Source organism: Microthrixaceae bacterium, assembly GCA_016702505.1.
Taxonomy (GTDB): domain Bacteria; phylum Actinomycetota; class Acidimicrobiia; order Acidimicrobiales; family Iamiaceae; genus Aquihabitans.
Genome location: JADJDU010000003.1, coordinates 97,476 through 116,863, shown reverse-complemented (window position 1 = coordinate 116,863; position 19,388 = coordinate 97,476). Strand labels below are relative to the sequence as shown.

At 68.0% G+C, this 19,388-nt stretch carries 12 protein-coding genes; 3 read left to right on the top strand and 9 right to left on the bottom strand.

The window, feature by feature from the left end; genetic code table 11:
• Positions 1–4,458, bottom strand: coding sequence for an FHA domain-containing protein (locus IPG97_03615; protein ID MBK6855658.1), 4,458 nt, complete (start codon positions 4,456–4,458; stop codon positions 1–3).
• 184 nt (positions 4,459–4,642) lie between these two features.
• On the opposite strand from IPG97_03615, the gene IPG97_03610 reads away from it, so the two are divergent.
• The 3 genes from IPG97_03610 (at position 4,643) to IPG97_03600 (ending at position 7,432) form a co-directional block, all read left to right on the top strand.
• Entirely contained in the window at positions 4,643–5,329 is a 687-nt protein-coding gene (locus tag IPG97_03610) for a chlorite dismutase family protein (GenBank protein MBK6855657.1), read from the top strand.
• Between the two features lie 45 nt (positions 5,330–5,374).
• Positions 5,375–6,271 carry an ATP-dependent sacrificial sulfur transferase LarE gene (gene larE / locus IPG97_03605; GenBank protein MBK6855656.1) on the top strand — a complete coding sequence of 299 codons (897 nt, stop codon included), beginning with the start codon at positions 5,375–5,377 and terminating at the stop codon, positions 6,269–6,271.
• Between the two features lie 231 nt (positions 6,272–6,502).
• The gene (locus IPG97_03600) at positions 6,503–7,432 is read left to right on the top strand and encodes a glycoside hydrolase family 16 protein (GenBank protein ID MBK6855655.1); all 930 of its coding nucleotides are present in this window, start codon (positions 6,503–6,505) and stop codon (positions 7,430–7,432) included.
• Between the two features lie 134 nt (positions 7,433–7,566).
• On the opposite strand, the gene IPG97_03595 is transcribed toward IPG97_03600, so the two are convergent.
• The 8 genes from IPG97_03595 to IPG97_03560 all read right to left on the bottom strand — a co-directional run bounded on the left by IPG97_03595 (position 7,567) and on the right by IPG97_03560 (position 19,377).
• Positions 7,567–10,428, bottom strand: coding sequence for a hypothetical protein (locus IPG97_03595; GenBank protein MBK6855654.1), 2,862 nt, complete (start codon positions 10,426–10,428; stop codon positions 7,567–7,569).
• Positions 10,429–10,535: 107 nt separating this feature from the next.
• Positions 10,536–11,462: a sulfotransferase gene (locus IPG97_03590; GenBank protein MBK6855653.1), complete on the bottom strand. Its 927-nt coding sequence runs from the start codon at positions 11,460–11,462 to the stop codon at positions 10,536–10,538.
• Positions 11,459–12,769 (bottom strand): O-antigen ligase family protein, encoded by a 1,311-nt coding sequence (locus tag IPG97_03585; GenBank protein ID MBK6855652.1) that lies wholly within the window; start codon positions 12,767–12,769, stop codon positions 11,459–11,461. Before IPG97_03585 ends, IPG97_03590 begins: the two co-directional genes overlap by 4 nt.
• 16 nt (positions 12,770–12,785) lie before the next feature.
• Positions 12,786–14,216 carry a hypothetical protein gene (locus IPG97_03580; GenBank protein ID MBK6855651.1) on the bottom strand — a complete coding sequence of 477 codons (1,431 nt, stop codon included), beginning with the start codon at positions 14,214–14,216 and terminating at the stop codon, positions 12,786–12,788.
• A gap of 2 nt (positions 14,217–14,218) precedes the next feature.
• Positions 14,219–15,778 (bottom strand): oligosaccharide flippase family protein, encoded by a 1,560-nt coding sequence (locus IPG97_03575; protein ID MBK6855650.1) that lies wholly within the window; start codon positions 15,776–15,778, stop codon positions 14,219–14,221.
• A complete protein-coding gene (locus tag IPG97_03570; protein MBK6855649.1) occupies positions 15,775–16,920 on the bottom strand; it encodes a hypothetical protein in 1,146 nt (381 codons plus the stop codon). Before IPG97_03570 ends, IPG97_03575 begins: the two co-directional genes overlap by 4 nt.
• Entirely contained in the window at positions 16,910–17,839 is a 930-nt protein-coding gene (locus IPG97_03565; protein ID MBK6855648.1) for a glycosyltransferase family 2 protein, read from the bottom strand. The genes IPG97_03570 and IPG97_03565 overlap by 11 nt, the downstream gene beginning before the upstream one ends.
• Complete coding sequence (locus IPG97_03560; protein MBK6855647.1) at positions 17,836–19,377, bottom strand: trypsin-like serine protease; 1,542 nt, start codon at positions 19,375–19,377, stop codon at positions 17,836–17,838. Before IPG97_03560 ends, IPG97_03565 begins: the two co-directional genes overlap by 4 nt.
• Between the last annotated feature and the right edge of the window lie 11 nt (positions 19,378–19,388).

Genomic DNA, 19,388 nt, shown 5'->3' with positions numbered 1-19,388 from the left:
CTACATGAAAGATCCATTTTCGTCAACGGGTGGCATGGCCACCTGGACAAAGCCGGACACGTCCTGGTCCGGTCCGGTCAGCCAACCCCGACCCACCACCAGGTCGACCATGGGCCGACGGGGCAACCGAACGCCCAGTAGGTCTCCATCCAGATCCAGGTCCGGGTTCAACAACAGCCCCGTTCCATGAGCCCGCACCTCTCGGGTCCAGTGCCCGAACTGGGTACGGGCCCGGTCGTTGCGACACGCCGCCACCACGTGCACGCCCGGGTTTCGGCTACTCACGAGGCCAACCAGAACGGGGTCCTCGGCGTCGATGCGTTCGGCATCGTCGACCAACACCAGGACAGGGCCGGCGGTGAGATGCTCCGGTGTGAACGCCCCGGCTGGGACGGCCCCGGCCACGGTTGGGAGAACACGAACGGCGGTCGGCAGCGATGGGGCCGTCGATGACGGAGGGCTGATCCAGTACGTCGGCACGCGCCCAGCTGCGTCGACCGCCAACCGAACCAGTGTTGTGGTGCGCCCCGAACGGGGAGGCCCAGCGATCAGCGCATGGCTCCCGGGTGCCAGGTGCAGCGACACCGGCCCCAGGTCTCGGTCGGCGAGACCCAGCGGGAGTCCAATGCCTTCGGGCCCATCGATGGTCACACCCCGTTCCGAGTGCCCTGCTGAGCGCGAGGAGACGACACACCGAGCCTCGAGCTCGGTCCACAGGTCCGAGTCGCTCACCTGGCGAGGCAGCACCCCGACCCAGCGCGTGGTCGGCAACCCGCCACCCGGTCCACTCAGTTGGGCCACTGCGCCAGCCAGGCCGAGGTCGGGTCGGGCCACCTGGACCACGGTGACCTGACCATCGACGACGGTGACGGCACGGTCGACGCCGAGGGTCGGGACCGCCCGCGGTGATATGCCGTGGGCCGCCACCTCGCCCGGATCGCCCAATCGGAACAGCAACCGCTGCTCGCAGACGGCCAACAGCTGCTGGGGTACGCCGGCCTCACTCGTCATGCACAGGTGGATCCCACATGCCGAGCCCTCGGTGGCCAGAATCACGAGGCGACTCCAGGTCTCGGTGTCGCCGATCTCTTCCCAGGCCAGGCGCAAGCGATTGACCCCGTGGACCACGAGCAGGGCCGGCGGACGCTCCAGTCCAGGGTCGGCCTTGCGTCGGGCCAGCTCAATGGCGAGCGCGCCGATGGCTCGACGCTGACGCTCGAGATCGGTGGGTCCTACCACGGCACCCACCGGTTCCAACCCGGCCAGGGGAGCGAGGTCCCCGGCCCCGCCGTCGATTATGTGGACGTCCAGCCGAGGTCGAGCCCATCGCCGGCACGCCTCCAGCGTGACGGTGCCGGCCAGCGTGGCCGGCCCGGTCCCGGGCAGCCCTAGCCCCAGGAGTGGACCCCGAGCGGGGTCCCAGGTGAAGGGGCCGGTGCGCTGTTGGTCGGGTTCGTCGGCCAGACCCAGGACCAACCGAGACGTCGGTCCAGGCCCGTCGGCCACGATGCTCCAAACTTTTCGACTCGGCCCGAGGGCGCCGACGGTGTCGGTTTCCGGACCGCCGACCGGGCCAGCTTCCGGGCCGCTGACCGGCCAGGTGACATGGTTGGGCAGCGGCGGTGGCCACGGACATCGGGGCGTGCGGCCCTCGGCCTCGTGCCAGGCCTTGGCCATGAGGTCGACCAGCCTGTCGAGATCGGAGGCTCCGTCAGCCAGATGATCGACCGAGCCGGTGCCATGGCATGTGGAACCACCCCGACTGGTTGGGGTGGGACCCAGCGGTCTCACCGAAACCGACCCCAGTGCGCCCATGTCACCAGCCCCAGCTCCGGTGGCCACCTGGGCGGTGGTCAGATCTCGAGGGCCGAGTCGCACCAGGGCACGGCCCGGAATGGAACGGGGCAGCTCAGATGCCGAGGCAGTGCCGATTACGTCCACGCTGTCCTGGGCGGTTGCGACTCGCAGGCAAAGTCGAAGGCCCACGTTGGCTTGGATGGCGGCGTTCACCGCCCCGGCTGGGCGTTGGGTGGCCAGCACCAGGTGGACACCCAGGCTGCGCCCCCGTTGAGCGATGTCGACCAGGGAGTCAACGAAGTCGGGAACCGCCGACCCCAGTGCCGCGAACTCGTCGATCACCACTACCAGACGGGGGAACGGATCGGTGGCCGAAGTCTGCGCTTGGAGTGGGTCGTCGGGCCGTGAGGTGTTGAGACGAACCTCGGTGATGTCGCTGGCTCCTTCGGCGCGCAGACGGGACTCGCGGTGGCGCAGTTCGGCCTCCAGACACCGCAGGGCCCTGGCTGCAAGATCCTCGTCGAGGTCGGTGACCACGCCCACGGTGTGGGGCAGGCGGGCGCAGACGTCGAATGCGCTTCCCCCTTTGAAGTCGATCAAGACGAAGTTCAGGTGGTCAGGGCTCGATCCGACCGCCAGGGACACCACCAGTGATCGCAACAGTTCGCTCTTGCCTGATCCGGTGGTGCCGGCCACCAACACGTGGGGGCCGTCGGCGGCCAAGTCGATCACGAGCGGACCATCGGCGGACACGGCCAAGGTGGCGGTGGGGGCCGGGTCCGGACCACCGGCCCGCCACCGAGACAGCATCGTGAACGGTGAAGCGTGAGACAGGCCGAGGACCGAACGCAGCGACACCACCGTGGGCAGATCTCTGCTCGGGTTACGGACCTCGGGATCCTCGAAACGGGCCATGGCCCGGGCCCGCTCCGCGGCCAAACCTCGAGCGGTGCAAGCCGCCACCGAGTAGCCGGCCGAGACCGAAGGCGGGCCGGTCAAGGTGCCGTCCTGTGCGACGCGGATCACCTCGACGCACGCGGCCGGCACCGGGGCTCCCTCGGCCAGGACGACGACCGCTGCCATCGTCGATCCCGTTTCGGTGCATCGTTGGAGCGCGATCCGAGCCGGCGAGCTCCGTTGGGCCAAGCCTCGGGGGTCATCGATGATGCAGAGCGTCAAGTGGGGCCCGACACCGGCGGAGTCTGGCGAGCACGAGTCGACAAGCGTCTCGGTCACCTGAGCGGCGCCATCGGGGTCGTTGGCCAGCAGGGTCTGACCGGCGTGGCTGGTGGTGTGAGGAAGCCAGGCCAGCCAATCCCAGTCGCAGTGGTGATCCGTCCAGATCCCGGCAACGCCCAGATCGACAGGCCCGTGCGCGGCGGCCGCTCCCAACACGATGGTCCGGGCCAATCCTCGAGCTTGGTCCGCAGGGCCGACTACAGCGATCGCCTTACCCGGCAGGAGGCGGATCCCGATGTCGGTGTCGGCCAAAGCACGGTGCCGGGCGACCATGTCGACCACCGCGGGGTCGGCCCCGTCCAGCGAAGCGGTCACCGGAGGCGCCCACGGCCCGGTACCGTGGCCCACCCTGATGAGGCCGAAGTCGCAGTGGTCGGCTCGGCGCTCCCATAGGTGCGGACCGTTCGTGTCGGTGAGGTCGATGGTGAAGGCATCGGCGAAACGGTGAAGACGGTTTCGCCGCTCCTGGTGAGCCGCTGTGGCGAGGTCTGTTCCGAGACGTTGCAGTTCGCGTCGGAGACGACGCTGCTCGCGTCGTCGTCCCCTCCGACGGTTGCGGCGACCGTCAGCGAGGTGGCCCAACATGGTGAGCGGTCCAAGCAGAGCGAAGGCGGCGTAACGCCACGAACCGAGCAGCATCACCATGGCCAGCGCCCCACCGCCCGACACCACCAGGGCCACCAGGCCGAACGGCACCGGCTTGATCGGTGGTGGCGACGGTTCGGGTAGGGCCACCGCCGAGGGATCGGGATCGGTCGGCCGTCGCCCGCTGCGGTGGTGGGCGATCGTTGGACCGTCGCTTTCAGGGCTCGCCCCGACCATCGCCGCGGCCGGTGGGCGGGGGTTGTGCTCCAGCACGGCTCTGGCGTTGCCGAGGTTGATCGCTTCCCCCACCTCGAGCCGAACAGGTTCGACGGCGCGGAGCCCGTTGACCAGGGTGCCGTTGGAGCTGTTCAGATCGGTGACGGTGACCGTGACACCTGGGCTGGCGCTCACATTCAGGCGGACGTGAGTGCCCGATACGGTCGGGTCTGCAACCAGGTGCCCGTCCGCCGGTGGGCGACTTCCCAGTATCTGGTCACCGGATCTGAGCTTCACGATCAACCCACAGGCGGCTCCAGTGGTGAACCTGAGGCGAAGCCCGGCTGTGAACGGATTGGTGCCGTAATCGCCGAGGTCGCTGCGGTGATCGCCTCCGTCCCAACCCGGCCGTGGCGGGGAGGTGTGCACCTCTGAGCCGTGGAGCAGGCCAGCCCGGTCGATTGGCGTGGCCGGTGTGGTGATTTGCCCATCGATCCATGCCGGCCCAGGAGGCGCGGTCGGATCGAGGGCGGTGACGAGATCGGCGATGGTGGCATCGGGGTCGGAAGTGGTCACGACCAGGTCGTGGTTGTGGTGGCGAATCAGGCGGTGGGTGGGCACGGTTCTCCCGAAAGCGCGATCGACGGCCGTTCGCAGGATTGGGGTCCGTGCCGTGGAGGGCCCCGACGAGATCCCGCACCTACCCCCGACACCCTTCTTCCAACCAGTTCGGCCCGCTCCGGTGACGAGTTGCCGGTGGCCGGCGATCATGGTCGGCTGATCTGGTACCGGTAGCTTCGATGCCATGTCTGAGCCACTTTCCCCCTCCGTCGGCCTGGGTGTGATCCACCTCTTCTGCACGGTTACCGCGGGGGTGGATCGGCGTGCGCTGGCCGAGGCCGTCTCCTCGGCGGGGGTCGACGGTGTTCAGGTGGTGCCGGTTGCGGTGCTAGGTCACAAGGCCGATGTCGCCCTCATGGCGTTGGGCCCGGATCTGTGGCGCCTTCGGTCTTTCCAGTCCGAGGCGGTGGCCGCAGGCCTGACCGTGGTCGATTCCTACGTGTCGCTAACCGAGTTGTCCGAGTATGCCCAGGGGCTGCCAGAGGCCATGGCGCAGGCCCGGCTCTACCCCCAGCTTCCGCCCGAAGGTAAGCCGGCCTGGTGCTTCTACCCGATGTCCAAGCGTCGTGGGGAGGGACAGAACTGGTTCACCCTTCCGTTCGAGGATCGTGATGCCCTGATGCGTGAACACGGTTCGACCGGGCGCGGTTTCGCCGGGCGGATCCTCCAGCTCATCACCGGTTCGGCCGGCGTCGACGACTACGAGTGGGGCGTGACCCTGTTTGCCCAGAAGCCCGATGACCTCAAGGAAGTCGTGTACAAGATGCGCTTCGACAAGGCGTCGGCCCTCTACGCCGACTTCGGTCCCTTCGTCACTGGAATGGTCGGCTCGCTCGACGAAGTGCTCGACGCGGCCGGGGTGGCGCGCTGATCAGATGGGCTGGCGATGGGACGCGACCGGAAGCGACGTGAAACCATGACGGTCGTGGAACCTGCCGAGTTGGCCACGGTGATCGACCCGGATGCCGCGTTGTCGCGGTTGCGGGCCTGGTTTGCGGATCAGCCGGCCGTGGTGGTGGCGTTCTCGGGTGGGGCCGATTCGGCGCTGGTGGCATGGGTGGCCAACGACGTTCTGGGGCCTGAGCGAGCGCACTGCGTGACCGCGGTGTCGGCGTCGTTGCCCGAGTCCGAGTTGGCAGGTTGCTCGGAGTTGGCGGCCTCGTGGGGCCTGAACTGGTCGAAGGTGGTCACCGACGAGTTGGACGACCCCGCCTACCAGCGCAACGACGCGCAGCGCTGCTACCACTGCAAGGACGCGTTGTCGCGCGCGTTGGAGCCTCTGGCCGAGGCGCGCGACGCGGTGGTGGTGCTCGGAGTCAACCTCGATGACCTGGGCGACCACCGTCCCGGGCAGCGGGCCGCCACCGAACGCGGAGCGCTGTTTCCACTGGTCGAGGCCGGTTTGACCAAGTCGATGGTGCGTGATTGCTCGCGGGTGTTGGGGCTTGAGACGGCCGACAAACCAGCCGCTGCCTGTCTGGCGTCGCGGGTTCCCTACGGAACCCCCGTGACCTTCACCGTGCTGCGGGAGGTAGAGGCAGCCGAGGCCTCTCTGCACGATCTCGGATTCACCGAGTTGCGAGTCCGCCACTACGGCGAAACCGCCCGTATCGAGGTTCCTGTCGACCGGCTGGCCGAGGTGATCGATCGCCGCCTGGAGGTGGTGGAGGCGGTGCAGGCCGCCGGATATCGATATGTGACCGTCGACCTCGAAGGACTTCGGAGCGGCAACCTGAACGGTGCCGCCGGGGGGCCGAGGGCCACCGCTGGGGTTCGAGCGGGAGTCCCCGCCGAGAATCCTGTAGATCGCTGATCGTGGTGGCCCGAACGCTGTCAGAGTGAGGGCGAAACTACCCATCACGAACAGCGGTTTTGCGACTGCAATGAGTGGTCGAAATCCCACTTGGAGTGGGCTGAAAACCACGGTCCACGGTTTTATGTGAAGATCGTCGAAGAGGCCCAAATTTGGTCTTGAGTCCGCTTCAGGGCGCGCCGTTACCCCTTCCGACCCAGTCGTCGAGAAGTAGGAACGGGGCCAGAAACCATGAAGCTCTCAGCTCTCCGCAAGGTGGCAGTATCGATAGCGGCGGGAATCGCCGTGACCGGATTCGCAGCCTGCGATCCGGCTCCGGTCGACCCGACCCCTCCCCCCACCGGTTGGACCCTGGTCGGCGGCGACGAGTTCAACGGCTCCAGCCTCGACACCTCCAAGTGGTCCGCCTACAACAACACCTACGGCGACGGGAACAACGAGTACGCCTGCCTGACCCCCAACAACGTGGCGGTGACCGGTGGCAGCCTCAAGATCACCTCCAAGAAGGAGACGGTCACCTGCCCCGGCAACAAGGCCCGGAACTACACCTCGGGCTTCATCGGCTCCCGTGAGACCGGCACCTATTACACCCGCTACGCCCGCTTCGAGATGCGGGCCCGGGTTCCCCACAACCAGGGTCTGTGGCCGGCGTTCTGGCTGCGTCACCGCAACGGAGCCAGCGTGGCCGAGGTCGACATCATGGAGTACTTCCACTCCCAGGTCCCCGGCAAGACCACCAACACCTTGCACCTCGACGGTCGCCACAACCTGTCCAAGAAGTCCTCGACCTTCGAGAGCTCCGGCGTGCCCACCCCGGGCTGGCACACCTGGGCCGTGGAGATCAGCCCGGTCGAGGGCGGCGCGGTGAAGTTCGACTTCCTGCTCGATGGGAACCTGACCCACACCTACACCGACACCCAGCACAACTGGGCATCGGGCGCTGAAGCCGGAACGTGGGACATCGCCATCAACCAGGCCGTGGGTGGCAACTGGGGCGGCGATCCCGACGGCGTGCTCGGTGAGCTTCCGCTGGTCAACCGCTGCTCCATCTCGGGCACCTTCCCCGGCGGCTGCAAGACCACCGGCATCAACCGGGTCGACTGGGCCGATTCCGCCGACGCCACCTACGAGGTCGACTGGGTCCGGGTCTACACCCGCTGACGTCATCGGCCCCACCGGACCCCGCACCGGTCAGGGCGAACGAAAGAGCCCCGGGTCAATGTCGACCCGGGGCTCTTTCGCGTCCCCACCGCAAGGCTCTGCCTCCGGTGGCTCCAGGATCGGTGGTTCCAGGATCAGTGGCGGGCGTCGATGGCCAGATCGAAGCCAGCGGTGGCCTGGTTGCGGCTGTTCAGGTGCATCTCCACCGCGATGGTGTTGGTGCCAGCCACGAACGCTGATGCCGGCACGACGAAGGTGAAGGGAAGGTGCCGCTCACCAACGGGGACCGGGCCCGCCGCAAACGTCTCGGAAGTGACCGGGCCGGCGGGCATGTTGGTACGAGCCACCTCGACCCCGTTCACGTACACCACCGCTCCGCTGTTGCGGATGACCTTCAGGTCTACGCCGGTGATGGCGGCCGGGTCGACGATCTGGACCGTCCGGCGGTAGTAGGAGGTCAGCGGCCGAGGGGCCGGGGCCGAGGAGATGATCGTGGCCTTGGGGGTGTCGCCGAACCCGAACTCGCCGGGACCGAGGTTCCAGGTGCTGTCATCGAAGCCGACGGTGTTCCAGTTTCCATCGGGCGGGGTGTCGGAGTAGGACCACCGCCACTCCGACCCAAAGGTGAGGAGTTGGTCTTCGACCGGTGTGGGGCCGATGACCTCGATCGGCGTGGTCGAGGCCGACCGGTTGCCGGTGGCGTCGTAGGCCCGAACGGCGTAGCGGGACCCCGAGATCGGCACCGTGTCGGTGAAGGAGGTGGAGGTAACCGAAGCGATCACCCGGTTGTTGCGGTACACGTCGTAGCCGACCCATCCGCTGGAATCGGACGAGCCGGACCAACTCAGTGAGACGGTGCTGGTGCCGGCGGCGCCGACGAGTGAGGACGGGGCGCTGGGCGGCGTCGAGTCGATGGGGCAGAAGCGCCCGAACCCGCCGAGCCAGTCATCGGCAGACGCCCCGGTGGCCGAGCCCTGCGCCAAGTCCCCACCGACCCACACGCACCCGCGGTTGTCCTGGTCGATGGCCCAGATGCCTTCGCCTACGGCCCCCTTGAGACCGTGGGGGAACCAGGACATGTCGACCTCGTGGGTGACGGGGTTGAAGCGAGCCACGGTGTTGATGGGATGGACCGACCGGAACCCCTGGGGACTGCGAAAGTTGTTGGTCCCCAAGAGGAGGGTGTCATCGCAGTGGCATCCCACGTAGACCCAGTCGCCCAGGACCTCTATCGCCTGGGTGTCCCCGCCCGCCTTGGTGAGGTGGGAGTCCAGCAGGGTGGTTCGGTTCCGGTCGTACCACTGGGTGTCGTGTTCGGAACCTCCCACCATGATCTGATCGGCGTACTCCTCCACCGCGTACTGGTACTTCTGCTCGTCGGGATCGCTGCCGTCGACCGAAGGCTGGAAGGGGCCCATGCCCGGTACGGGAGAGCCGGTGGCGGAATCGGTGATGGCGTAGTAGCCGTGGTTGGTGTCTCCGTTCACCGAGTCGAAGAAGCCTGACAGGTACACCCGGTCCCCGGCTGCGGCGGCCCTTACCCCCACGCCAGTGCCGGTGAGGATCGGCTTCCACGTTCCCGGTGATCCGTCGGTGGCGCTGACGCTGATGGCTCGGGACACGGTGATCTCGTTCCAGGTCCCACCCTTGACCCGGTTGAACCGGCCGGTGGCGTAGATCCAGCCGTTGCGTTGGTCCAAGCCCCGTACCAGATGGGTCTCTGAGGTGTGGGTGATGTTGGCCCTCCAGGTCGGGATGACCTCACCGGTGAAGGGGTCCAGGGCAACCAGGCCCGACGTGTCGGGTAGCCCGTCGACCGAGGAGAAGTCACCGCCCACGATCAGCTTTCCGTCGTCGGTCATGGTCATGGCCCACACCCGACCGGCGAACACCGGGTTGAACGACGAGATCCAGTTGCCATCCAGGTCGAAGGCGGCCAGGGACGCCTGCGGATAGGTGGGGCCACCGGGGCCTTGCTGCACATCGGTGAAGCGACCGCCCACGAAGACCCGGTCCCCGTAGACCTTCAACGCGTTGACCGTGGTGTTCCACGGGTCTATGTCGTCCTCACCGGTGTGGTCGAGGCCCGTCACTCCCCATGGGGCCGTCTCCGGTGTGGCCTGGAGGGTTGCCGGCACCGCCTCAGGCCCGAAACCTTGGCTGGGGATGGCCGGGAGCTCGACCGAGCCGTTGGCGATCTGGGGGCGAAGCCAAACCCGGGTGAAGGGCAGGACGAACCCGGTGGCGGTGTGGCGGTACAAGAAGGTGGATGCGCTGTTGGATCCGCTTACCCCGGTTCCGAACCCGAACCCCTGCTTCCAGCCGTTGCCCTGGGAGGCGTAGGTGCGGAGCCTGGAGGTTCCCTTGTAGTTCTTGAGACCGGCGGTGGGGTAGTCGTAGAAGGTCGAGTAGGTGTCCTTGGTGTTGCCGTTGGCGTAGTTGGTGGAGCCGATTCGCATGGACGCCAGCTTCAAGCCTTGGGGGAAGGCCCAGCTCCAGCCGGTGTAGGTCGGGAACAGGCGCATGTCCTGGCGGGTTGTGCCCGACGCGTTGGTGGAGCGCTCGAGGCGGATGCCGTCGGTCAGGCCCGAGACCGGTTGGTTGTTGAGGAGGTCGTTGATCGTGTCGGTGCTCAACGCCGCAGCGCTGAAGGCCCCGGTTCCGTCGACGGTGTTTCGCAGCACACCGGGAGTACTTTGGCCCGACGGACGGAAGTTCCAGCTGTCTCTACCGCGGGCCACCAACACCCACCCCCCGCCGTTGGTGGTCATGTCGCAGTAGAACTGGGTGGGGCGGTCCAGGGTGGGCAGGTACAACCAGTAGATGCCGTCGGGTGAGGTTGGGAACGCCTGCTTGATTCCCCAGCACGATGCCCCGGCACCGGTGGAGGTGAGGCCGTCGCCGACAGGCACGTCGGCGGGGTCGCATGCGGTGAGGGGGATGACAAGGACGGCCAACAGCAGCGCCAACCTCTTCAGTGCCTTGGCCAGTTTCATGGGGGTGTTCCTCTCGCCCTGCCGGTCCGTCCCCCCAGCCTACGCCGATCACCCTCCGTGGCAATAGTCCAATTGATCTCACTTAGGGTGATATGCGGGGACGGTGCTCAGGCCCTCGCCCATGGCAGTGAACGGCCCAGGATCTCCTCGGTGGCCAACACGTGAGGGGTCAGTTCGATGGTCAGCCGCTCTCGTACCGCGGCATCCATTCCTGGGCTCGGCTCCGCGTTCCAAGGCTCCACCGAAGCGAGGCGATGCCCGGGAAGGCCGAGCCGGTCGAACAGGCCGTCGCAGAACCGCTGGGGATCGGCGTACATCTCCTCGGATGGCACCACCACAACTCGGTCTCGGCCGAAGGCCCCGAACCAACGCTCCAACATCGGGGCGTAGCAGCCTTGGGCAACGTAGGTCTGGTGACGATGGGCCATCGACCGGGCCGACGGGTCGGCCATCAGGCGGCTCTCCTCACCCTTGGTGCGCTCGGCCTCGGCATCGAGAGCCTCGGCGAAACCCAGCGATTCGGTGTGGTTCCGTCGCTCCTTCCAATGCGAGAAGGCACGCTCCACCGGGTCTCGGAGCACGGCCACTACCAGGGCCTCGGGTGTGACCTGGCGGGCCCGCTCGGGGGCCAACGGGTGGAACAGGTAGTAGGGGCTGGCCTCGAAGCTCACAATCTCGTGACCCAGCCGGCGTTGCATGAGCCGGCGGGTCGCGGCCGTGGGGAAGTGTGACCGGTACCAGCGCACCCCGCGGCTCCACTCCTCGTCGAAGAAGTAGGTGCCCTTGATCTGTTGAGCCCGAGGGAACGTCGGCAGAATGCCCGGGTGCTCGGACAGGTAGCGCCAAAGTGAGGTGGTACCGCCCCGCTTGGCCCCGATCACCAACAGGTCTGGCCCGGGGCGCAGCCCTGCGGTGGCCATACCCACGGCTCTCAGCCCGTGCTTGGCCACATCGGTGACCGCGGTGCCCGGCCCAGACCGGCGCAGCCCCTCCAAGGGGCCGCTACGAGAGGGAACTGGATCGACGGGACTCATGGAATGGCTCCGGACGGGGTGGGTTGGCGTGAGCGCCGGGCTTCGCGGTGGGCTAGGCCGACGGTGACGCCCACGATGACCAGGTGTGGCATCAAGCCGTAGTACGGCATCTGGACGACGGTGGCGATGAGGCTCAGGTGCACCCACCACGACAAGGGAGTCCTGAGCCGCCCCGACAACACCACCTCGGTCCCCAACCAGACCAGGAACAACCCCAGCGCCAGGAATCCGTGGATGAACATCAGGTACCAGATCAGGCCGTGGGTTCCCACCGGCGGGGTGCCTTCGGGTAGGTCGGGAGCGAAAACGGGGGCACCGTGGCCCACCAGCGGAGATTCCAACGCTCCCTCCCACGCCCGCTCGTAAAGGGAAGATCGGGCGCTGTTGGACTTCTCTGACTTGTCGAGACGGTCGTTGACCAGACCACCGGCCGGGGTCAACACCAACAGGGCTGCCACCGCCAACATCCCGGCCATGAGCACGGCCAGCGCTGCGAACCGGCCGCGGAGGGCACGGCGTGCCGCGAAGTACATGCCACCCACGATCAGGCTGAGCCACAGCCCCCGGTTGACCGAGACGAGGATCGGATAGACCCCGACCAGACCGATGATCACCCCCCGGCGACGGCGCGCTGGTGACACCCCCACGATCCACGACTTGAGGAAGAACGGGGTGAGCAGGCCCATGGCCGACCCCCACGCGTTGGAGGACCCGAAGGGCGCGGCAGGCCGGGGGACCGGATACCCCATGAACTGCTGGGTTTCGGCAAAGCGCCACTCCGACAACCGGGCCACGAACTCCACCCGATTCAGCGGGCCGACGAGGATCCCCAACGGTGATGGCGTGGCCAGGTTGGGCAGCAACGTGGCCAGGTAGCCGAAGGCGACCAAGGTGATCCACAGCGCGGCCAGCCAGTCGACCACGGTGTCGGAGGGAACCACCCGCTCATCCACGTTCACCAGCCACACGAACACCGCCAAACAGCCGGCCCACAGCAGCCATCGATAGGTGAACAAGGGCAGCCCAGAGGGAGGGATCACCGTGACGCTGAGGGTGATCCACCCAACCAGGATGACCAGCGGGATGCTCGAGCGCGGGAAGCGGGTCCCACGGTGGGCCAGGATCCGTGATCCGAAAACCAGCCCGGGCAACATCCAGGAGATGCCGTGGATGCCCACGGCCATGGCCGGTGCCGTCCCCGCGGTGATCAGCCAGAGCGGCCAGGCCACGCGACGGGTCTCACGGGCCGACACCTCGGCGGAGCCGCTCCCGCTGCGTGGGGGCGCGGCGACCGCACCGACCCTCATCGAGAGGCCCGAGACCTCATGCCCATACCGCCTCGGTCACCGTGATGTCGGCCTCGGCCAGGGCGCTTGCCGCCTGTTCGGCGGTGAAGCTGTCGTCGTCGAGCACCACGAGCGCGGTCTTGTCGACCCAGCGGCCGAGAGCGGCCGCCGCGGCCTGATGGGTGGGGCTGGGGGTCAAGAAGAACACGGCTTCGAAGCCGTCGCGGCTGGCCCGGGTCAGCAGTGACTCGGTGACGGCCCGCTGGAGCAGACCCGACGCCTCCACCGACCCGCGCGGTCGTAGCCAGGTGATGGAAGGACCCGCAGCCCCCGACGGACCGACCGGGTTGGCCAACTCGGCCTGGAGGAGGTGCTGTTGGTCGATCAGGTCGGTGAAGGAGGTGACGACGCGGGCCTGGGGGATCTCGGCACGGGTGGTACCAGCCACCACGAACACGGCCGGAATCCCGGCGAAGGCCAAGCTGGAGGCCATCTCCTGAGCCAGTTGGATCGGTGGTTCGGAGGTATTGGTGGTCAACAGCACGCCGGTGGCGCTACCGCGTCGTCCCTTCGAGGTGAGTTCGATGGCAAGACGGTCCACAGCCGCATCCACCTGGGCCTGGGTGGCCTTGGGGTTGGCGACGCGGGGCAGGAGTCGGACGTTGGCCCCCGGCAGGATCTGCGCGATTCGGCGGCGACCTCCCCCCAAGCTGTCTGAGCGGTCGACAACGAAGGCCACGCCCAGGCCGGCCAGCAGGCACAGCCCCACCACGCCGACCGACTTGCCCAGCGCCATCTTGGACAACACCGCTTCGGGCGGGGTTGTCACCCGGCGGACCACCCGTCCCACGTCGGCGGTGTCGATGGCGGTGATGGCGGCATAGCTGGTGTTGAGTGAGTTGAGCTGGGTCTGGAACTCGGCGATGGCGGCCTGATCGCCCGAGATCCGGGCATCATTGAGGGCCAGGCGGGTGAAATCGATCTGTTGGCGGATGGTGGCCAGGCGGGTTTCGATGGTGCCAGCGGCGTCAGCTCGGCGCTGGGCGATGTAGGCGTCAGCGAAGGCGTTGGCGCCATCCATGGCTTCGTCGGCGCCGGCTGCTTCGAAGGTGATCTCCAGGACCAGTGACTCTTCCTTGCTGGTGACCGCCACCTGGCGCAGCAAGGTCCGGTTGTCGACCTCGAGGCCCAGCTCCTTGCGCACCGCGTCGGCCACGGCGTCGGACTTGACCAGGTCCTGTTCGGTGGCGATGTCGACCACCTCTTTGTCCGACGTCGGATCCAACGGGTCGGCCAAGACCGGTTTGACCTGAACCCGCGATGTGGCACTGAAGGTCGGATCAGAGGTGGAGAAGGCCACCACCCCGAGGACCAGCCCGAGCACGAGGGCGCCGACCAGAATGGTGAACCGCCGACGGACGAGCCCAACCACGTCGGAGATTCGGAAACCGCTCTCCAGTTCGCTCATGGTCAGCCCTGATGTTCCTCGTCTGGATCCGGTTGGAGGTGGGTGGCTCCGGACCGGTGGGCACCGGGTCGGAGCGAGTGGAGGCTCAACGCAGGTCCGGCCCACCTCAGCCCCACGAGGTAGCCCGCGGCACCGACAATACCGGCCGCGACCAGCCCTTTGGCGTTGTCCCCCATCGTCATACGGCTGAGACCGGCCGTGATCCCGAACGTGGACGTCGACAGCACGGCGGCGATCAGCGCCGGATGGCCAAGGGTGTGGATCCCCAGATGGCGGCACTGCCATCCAGGGAGGACCGCGGCGATCACTATCGTCACGCCCCACACCACGCCGGCCGCGGTTATGCCGTGGCGGGGGACGAAGATCAGGTTCCCGGCGATGTTCACACCGAGCACGGCCCCGGTGTTGGCCATGGCCTGGCTGCTCCGTCCGGCCATGAGGATCGCCGAGGCCGCGGGCCCGACGGGGGTCGCCACCAGCATCGCCACCGCCAAAGCCACCAGCGCGCCCCGAGCCTGGACCACCTCGGGCCCGAACACGGTCAGCAGCGGGGTGGGGAACAGGGCTATGAGCGTGTAGATCGGCCACAGCACCGCCACCTGCCAGCCCGCCACCACCTTGATCAACGCCGATGCCTCGTCGGGACGGTGGCGGGCCATCAGCCCGCTGATCCGAGGGCCGGTCACTTGCATCAATGCCTCGGCGGCGAACAGCCCGGGAAGCAGGTAGCGGGTACCCGAGGCGTACACGCCAGCAGCCGTGGTCGACACCAGCGCGCTCACGATGATGGTGTCGCTCCAGTTCACCGCCACCTCGGAGGCCTGCCCCACCGCCCGCGGCGCGGTGAATCGCCAGTAGGCCCGCCGGAACTGAGGGTCGGGGGCCACCGGATTGCGCCCCGATCGGGATAGGGCGTCGTCGACCCGTTTGCTCATGGCCGCGATGGAGAAGGCCAAGGCCACAGCGTTGGTGGATGCCCATGCCACCCCGGCCCCGGTAGGGCCGGTTCCGGCTGCGGCTGCGATGCCCACGACCACGGGCAGGGCCAAAGCCCGGCCGATGCGCTCGACGGCCACCACCGGGACCATGGTGTCGAAGCCGCGTGTGCCTTGGATCACGACGGTGTGGACCGTGGCGGCCGGAACGAACACGGCCATCCAGCGCAGCACCGTCGCCACCTGGTCGACGGTGTCACCGTCGGCCAGAACGTCAGCCAGTGCTGGCGCAGCCAGGGCCAGGCCGGCGCCGGCCGCCACCGAGACCAAGGTGACCGGTACCAGCGCGACCCGGAGGGTCGCTCGCAATCGTTCGGGTTCGTCCACCGCCCGGAGTCGGCTGATGGTGCGCACCAGCCCGGTGGTGCAACCCAGGCCCGACACGGTGGAAACCACGTTGAAAAGGGCGATTGCCACGACCACAACCGCGGCATCATCCACTCCCAACATGCGGTTGAGCACGATCAGGACCACGAAGTTGGATGCCCCGTAGACGACGGCACCGATCAGGTTGGTGGCTCCGCCCCGAGCCACCGCCGCCACCGCGGGGTCGGCGGGGCGGTTCATGGGGCCGGGCTCGACAGTGACCGGGTGCGGTCCATTGCCGCGGCCATCACCTCGTGGTGATCGCCGATGGGGGTCCCGGCCAGTCGCTCGAGCAGGGCGTGGCGGGTGGCCAACATGACCAGGTGGGCATCGGCGGTCCACGGGTCGGCACCCCGATGGGCGGTGGCCAACGCGGCGGACACGGAGTGCCCGTTGACTATTCGTTGCACTTGGTAGCGACCGTGGATCTCGTCGAGCCCCACCGGGGCACCGGGTTCGCTGTACTCCCAGTCCCAGGCCACCAGTCCCCGACGTGAACGGGCCAGGTTCCACGGCACCCAGTCCCCGTGCCAGCGAGCCCAGGGCAGAGCCCGAGACCCGTGGTGGGTCTCCACCGCGTCCATGAGCGGTTCCACGACGGGGTGATCGTGGTGATCGGCGGTACGGGTGGTCCACCAGGTGGCGTCTTGGAGTGGTCGATCACCGATGGGGTCGTCGAGGGTTCGAGCGGGCCAGGCACTGATCGTTCCGTCGGGCAGTCGACGGGCGTCGGAGGGCATCGGTTCGCACACCACCACGGGCTGGCCCTGCCAGGCGGTGGTGGCCAGCGGCCGGGGAACCACGAGCCGAGGGTCTTCGTGTTCGGCCCACTTGGTCAGCACCCCGGTTTCGGTCTGCACCAGATGTGATCCCACCGGCCCGACGCCGACCTTGGCGTAGGCCAAGGGCGTCCCGTCGGGGTCGAAGCACTGGATCGTGGGCTTCCACACCGGGTCGAAGTTGCCGACACCGACAGCCGCCTGGAGGTTGGCGACACCGAGGAGCTCGCACAGGTGGTGGATGAACGAATCAGGGCCGACGTCGATGGTGAAGGTGGAGGTGAACGCGAACCGGGCAACCCCGACCTTGGTGCCGCCGGCCAGCATCGCCCTGGTAGCGCGGGTCTTGAGTGGTCGCAGGCGGTTGTAGGCCAGGAGGGCGGAGCGGGTGGCCGGCCCATGGTCGACCGGGACCAGGAATCGCGGGTGGTCTGGAGGACCTACCAGCGCCAGGTGGGCAACCGGGCCGGCCGGTTCTGCGCCGCGGTGATCGTTCGCAGGCTGGAGGTCGAGCAGAGAGGCGAGGACACCCAGGCTGGTGCTGGGCGACGGCTCAGATTCCACGGCCTCGCCGGTTCAAGGCGGCGGTGACGGTGTCGGCGGGGACTCCTCCGGCGATGGCCAGGGCGATGAGGGCACGGGGTTCGCGCCACGACCAGCCCCAGGTGGTGCGGATCTGGCGCCAGGCATCTCGGCGACGCCCCTGGGCCGCTATGGCCACCGCGATCTGGCCTTCTACCCGGGCCCGGCCCCGTTGTTCCCCACAGAACTCGGGGTTGCGGTCCAACACCACCCGCAGGGCGGCCTCCCATGAAGGCCACTGTTGACGGAAGTGGGAGCGAACCACCCATCGCACCCTGATCAGCGGCTCGGTCGCCGCTGGGATCGGCTGGTGGCGGGCAGCGCGCAGCATCCAGTCGTAGTCCTCGGCGAAGCCGCCCGGGATGTGTTCATCCATGGGGCCGATCTCGTTCCAGAAGGCGTCGGTGCGGACCAGCGCCGCCACCATGTTGGCTTCGATCCGGCGGGACTGGAGCAGGTGCGCGTAGCGCAACAGAGCGGTGTCGCTCGGACGAGGAAAGACCTCACCATCGACCTCCAACTCCATGCCGCACACCACCGTGTCCGAGTCGGTGGATGTCAGCAGGTCGAGCTGGCGCCGGGCCTTGGAGGTGAGCCAGAGGTCGTCGTCGTCGCAGAAGCCCAACACGGGTGCGGTGGCGGCTGCTGCCCCGCAGTTGCGGCTGCCGGGCAGGCCGGGGGTTCGATCGTTGACCAGGATGCGGACCGGCCGATGGGGGTCGACCGACTCCGTCACCTCGAGCGTCTCGTCGGGTTGGGACCGGTCCCACACCACGATGGTCTCGATCGGCCCGGGATGGTCCTGTGCCCGCACCGCGGCGATGGCTTCGCGAAGTTGGGCAGGTCGGTCGTGGGTGGAGATGACGACGCTCAGGTCGTAGCGGTGGTCGGCCCTGATCATCCCTGGAAGCGGCTGGCGTAGGCGACGCCGGTGCGGATCCGCTCGACCAGTGCGGCGGTGGAGAGGTCGGAGTTGTTGGTGATCTGGGTCGGGGTTGGGATGGTGCGCAGCAGACCGAACCAGGTGGTGATGGTGGCCACTGACGGGCCGGTGGCCTTGCGGTACTCGACCGAATCCGACAGTTGGGCCAGGAGCACGCCCCGCTTGAGGCCGCTGGCCAGGCGTCCCACCCAGTAGGCGCGGCCGCCGGCATCGGGGGCTCGGTCGAAGACGTTGGCGTAGATCTGGTCGACGAACTCGTCATCGTCGAGGTTGCCGTACCGCCCGACGAACTCCGGCGACTGGGCGAACCAGGTGGCGATGTCGGTCAGCGACCGACTGGCCCGGCCGGGCCCAACCCAGTAGGCGAACCCGTTGGTCTCGGGGTTGCGAAGGAACGTGGCCCGGTAAAGGCGGGCGATGGGAGGGGCGACGTCTCGCCATGCCGGGGCGTTGATCAGGTCGACCGGCAGCGATGTCGGGGACGGTGAGTCGGCCGCACCGAAGGTGGTGAGCCATCGGGTCAGTTCGGCACCGGTGGGCCAGCGGCCGGCCAGGTCGTAGTACTGCTGGATCACGTAGGCGGCGGCGTCGGGGGCGAAGGGCCCGAACCGGGTGGACTTGGTGATCCACGGTCGCACCGCCGATACCCGGCTGTAGACGCCTGGGAGGTTGGGGTTGGCGCAGCCGTCGCCCCAAGAGACGACCCCGACCAAGCGAGGTTGAGAACCGGCAGGCTTGACCACGAGGGGACCGCCGGAGTCGCCCTTGCAGGTGTCTACCCCGCCGGCCATGAACCCGGCGCAGAGCATGGATTGGGCCCGGAACTCGGTGGGTTCCCCGTTGGCCTCTCGACCGGGGGGAAAGATCGAGGCGCAGGTCGAGTCGGCCACGATCGGCACGTTGGCGTCTCGGAGGTCGAGTGGGTAGTCGTCACCGGTCCACCCCCAACCAACGATGGTGGCCATGGTGCCCGCCGATTCCAGGTTGGCCTCGTTGGCCCCGATCACGGTCAGTGCGGGGGCGGTGGTGGGCTGGGCTAGGCGGATGAGAGCGAAATCGAAGTCGTTGTAGATCCCGGAATAGGCAGCGTGGGGGTAGATGGCGGCCACGGGCAGCCTTTGACCGCCGTCGCCGTCCAGCGCTGTGAGCCCGGTTACGACCTCTATCGCCTCGGGGCCGATGTAGTCGCCCGTGGGGCCCGGGTAGGTGTTGGGGTACTGGTCGAAACGGTCGACCAGGCAGTGCGCCGCGGTGAGCACCCAACTCGGGCTGAGGACGGTGGCCCCGCAGAAGAGGTCCTCGTCTGGGGTCCCTCCGTCGGCGTAGACGAGCGCAGCGACGTATGGAAACTCCGCGGGCGACGAGGTGGATCCGCCCACGATGCGTCCGGTGCCACCTCCTGGGGCCGGGTCGTTCCCGCCGACCACGGCGGCCGCCGCAGGGGTGGCCGCCAGCATGGAGACGGTGAGGATCAGGGAAATGATGTTGCGCCGCACGGCTGGGACGC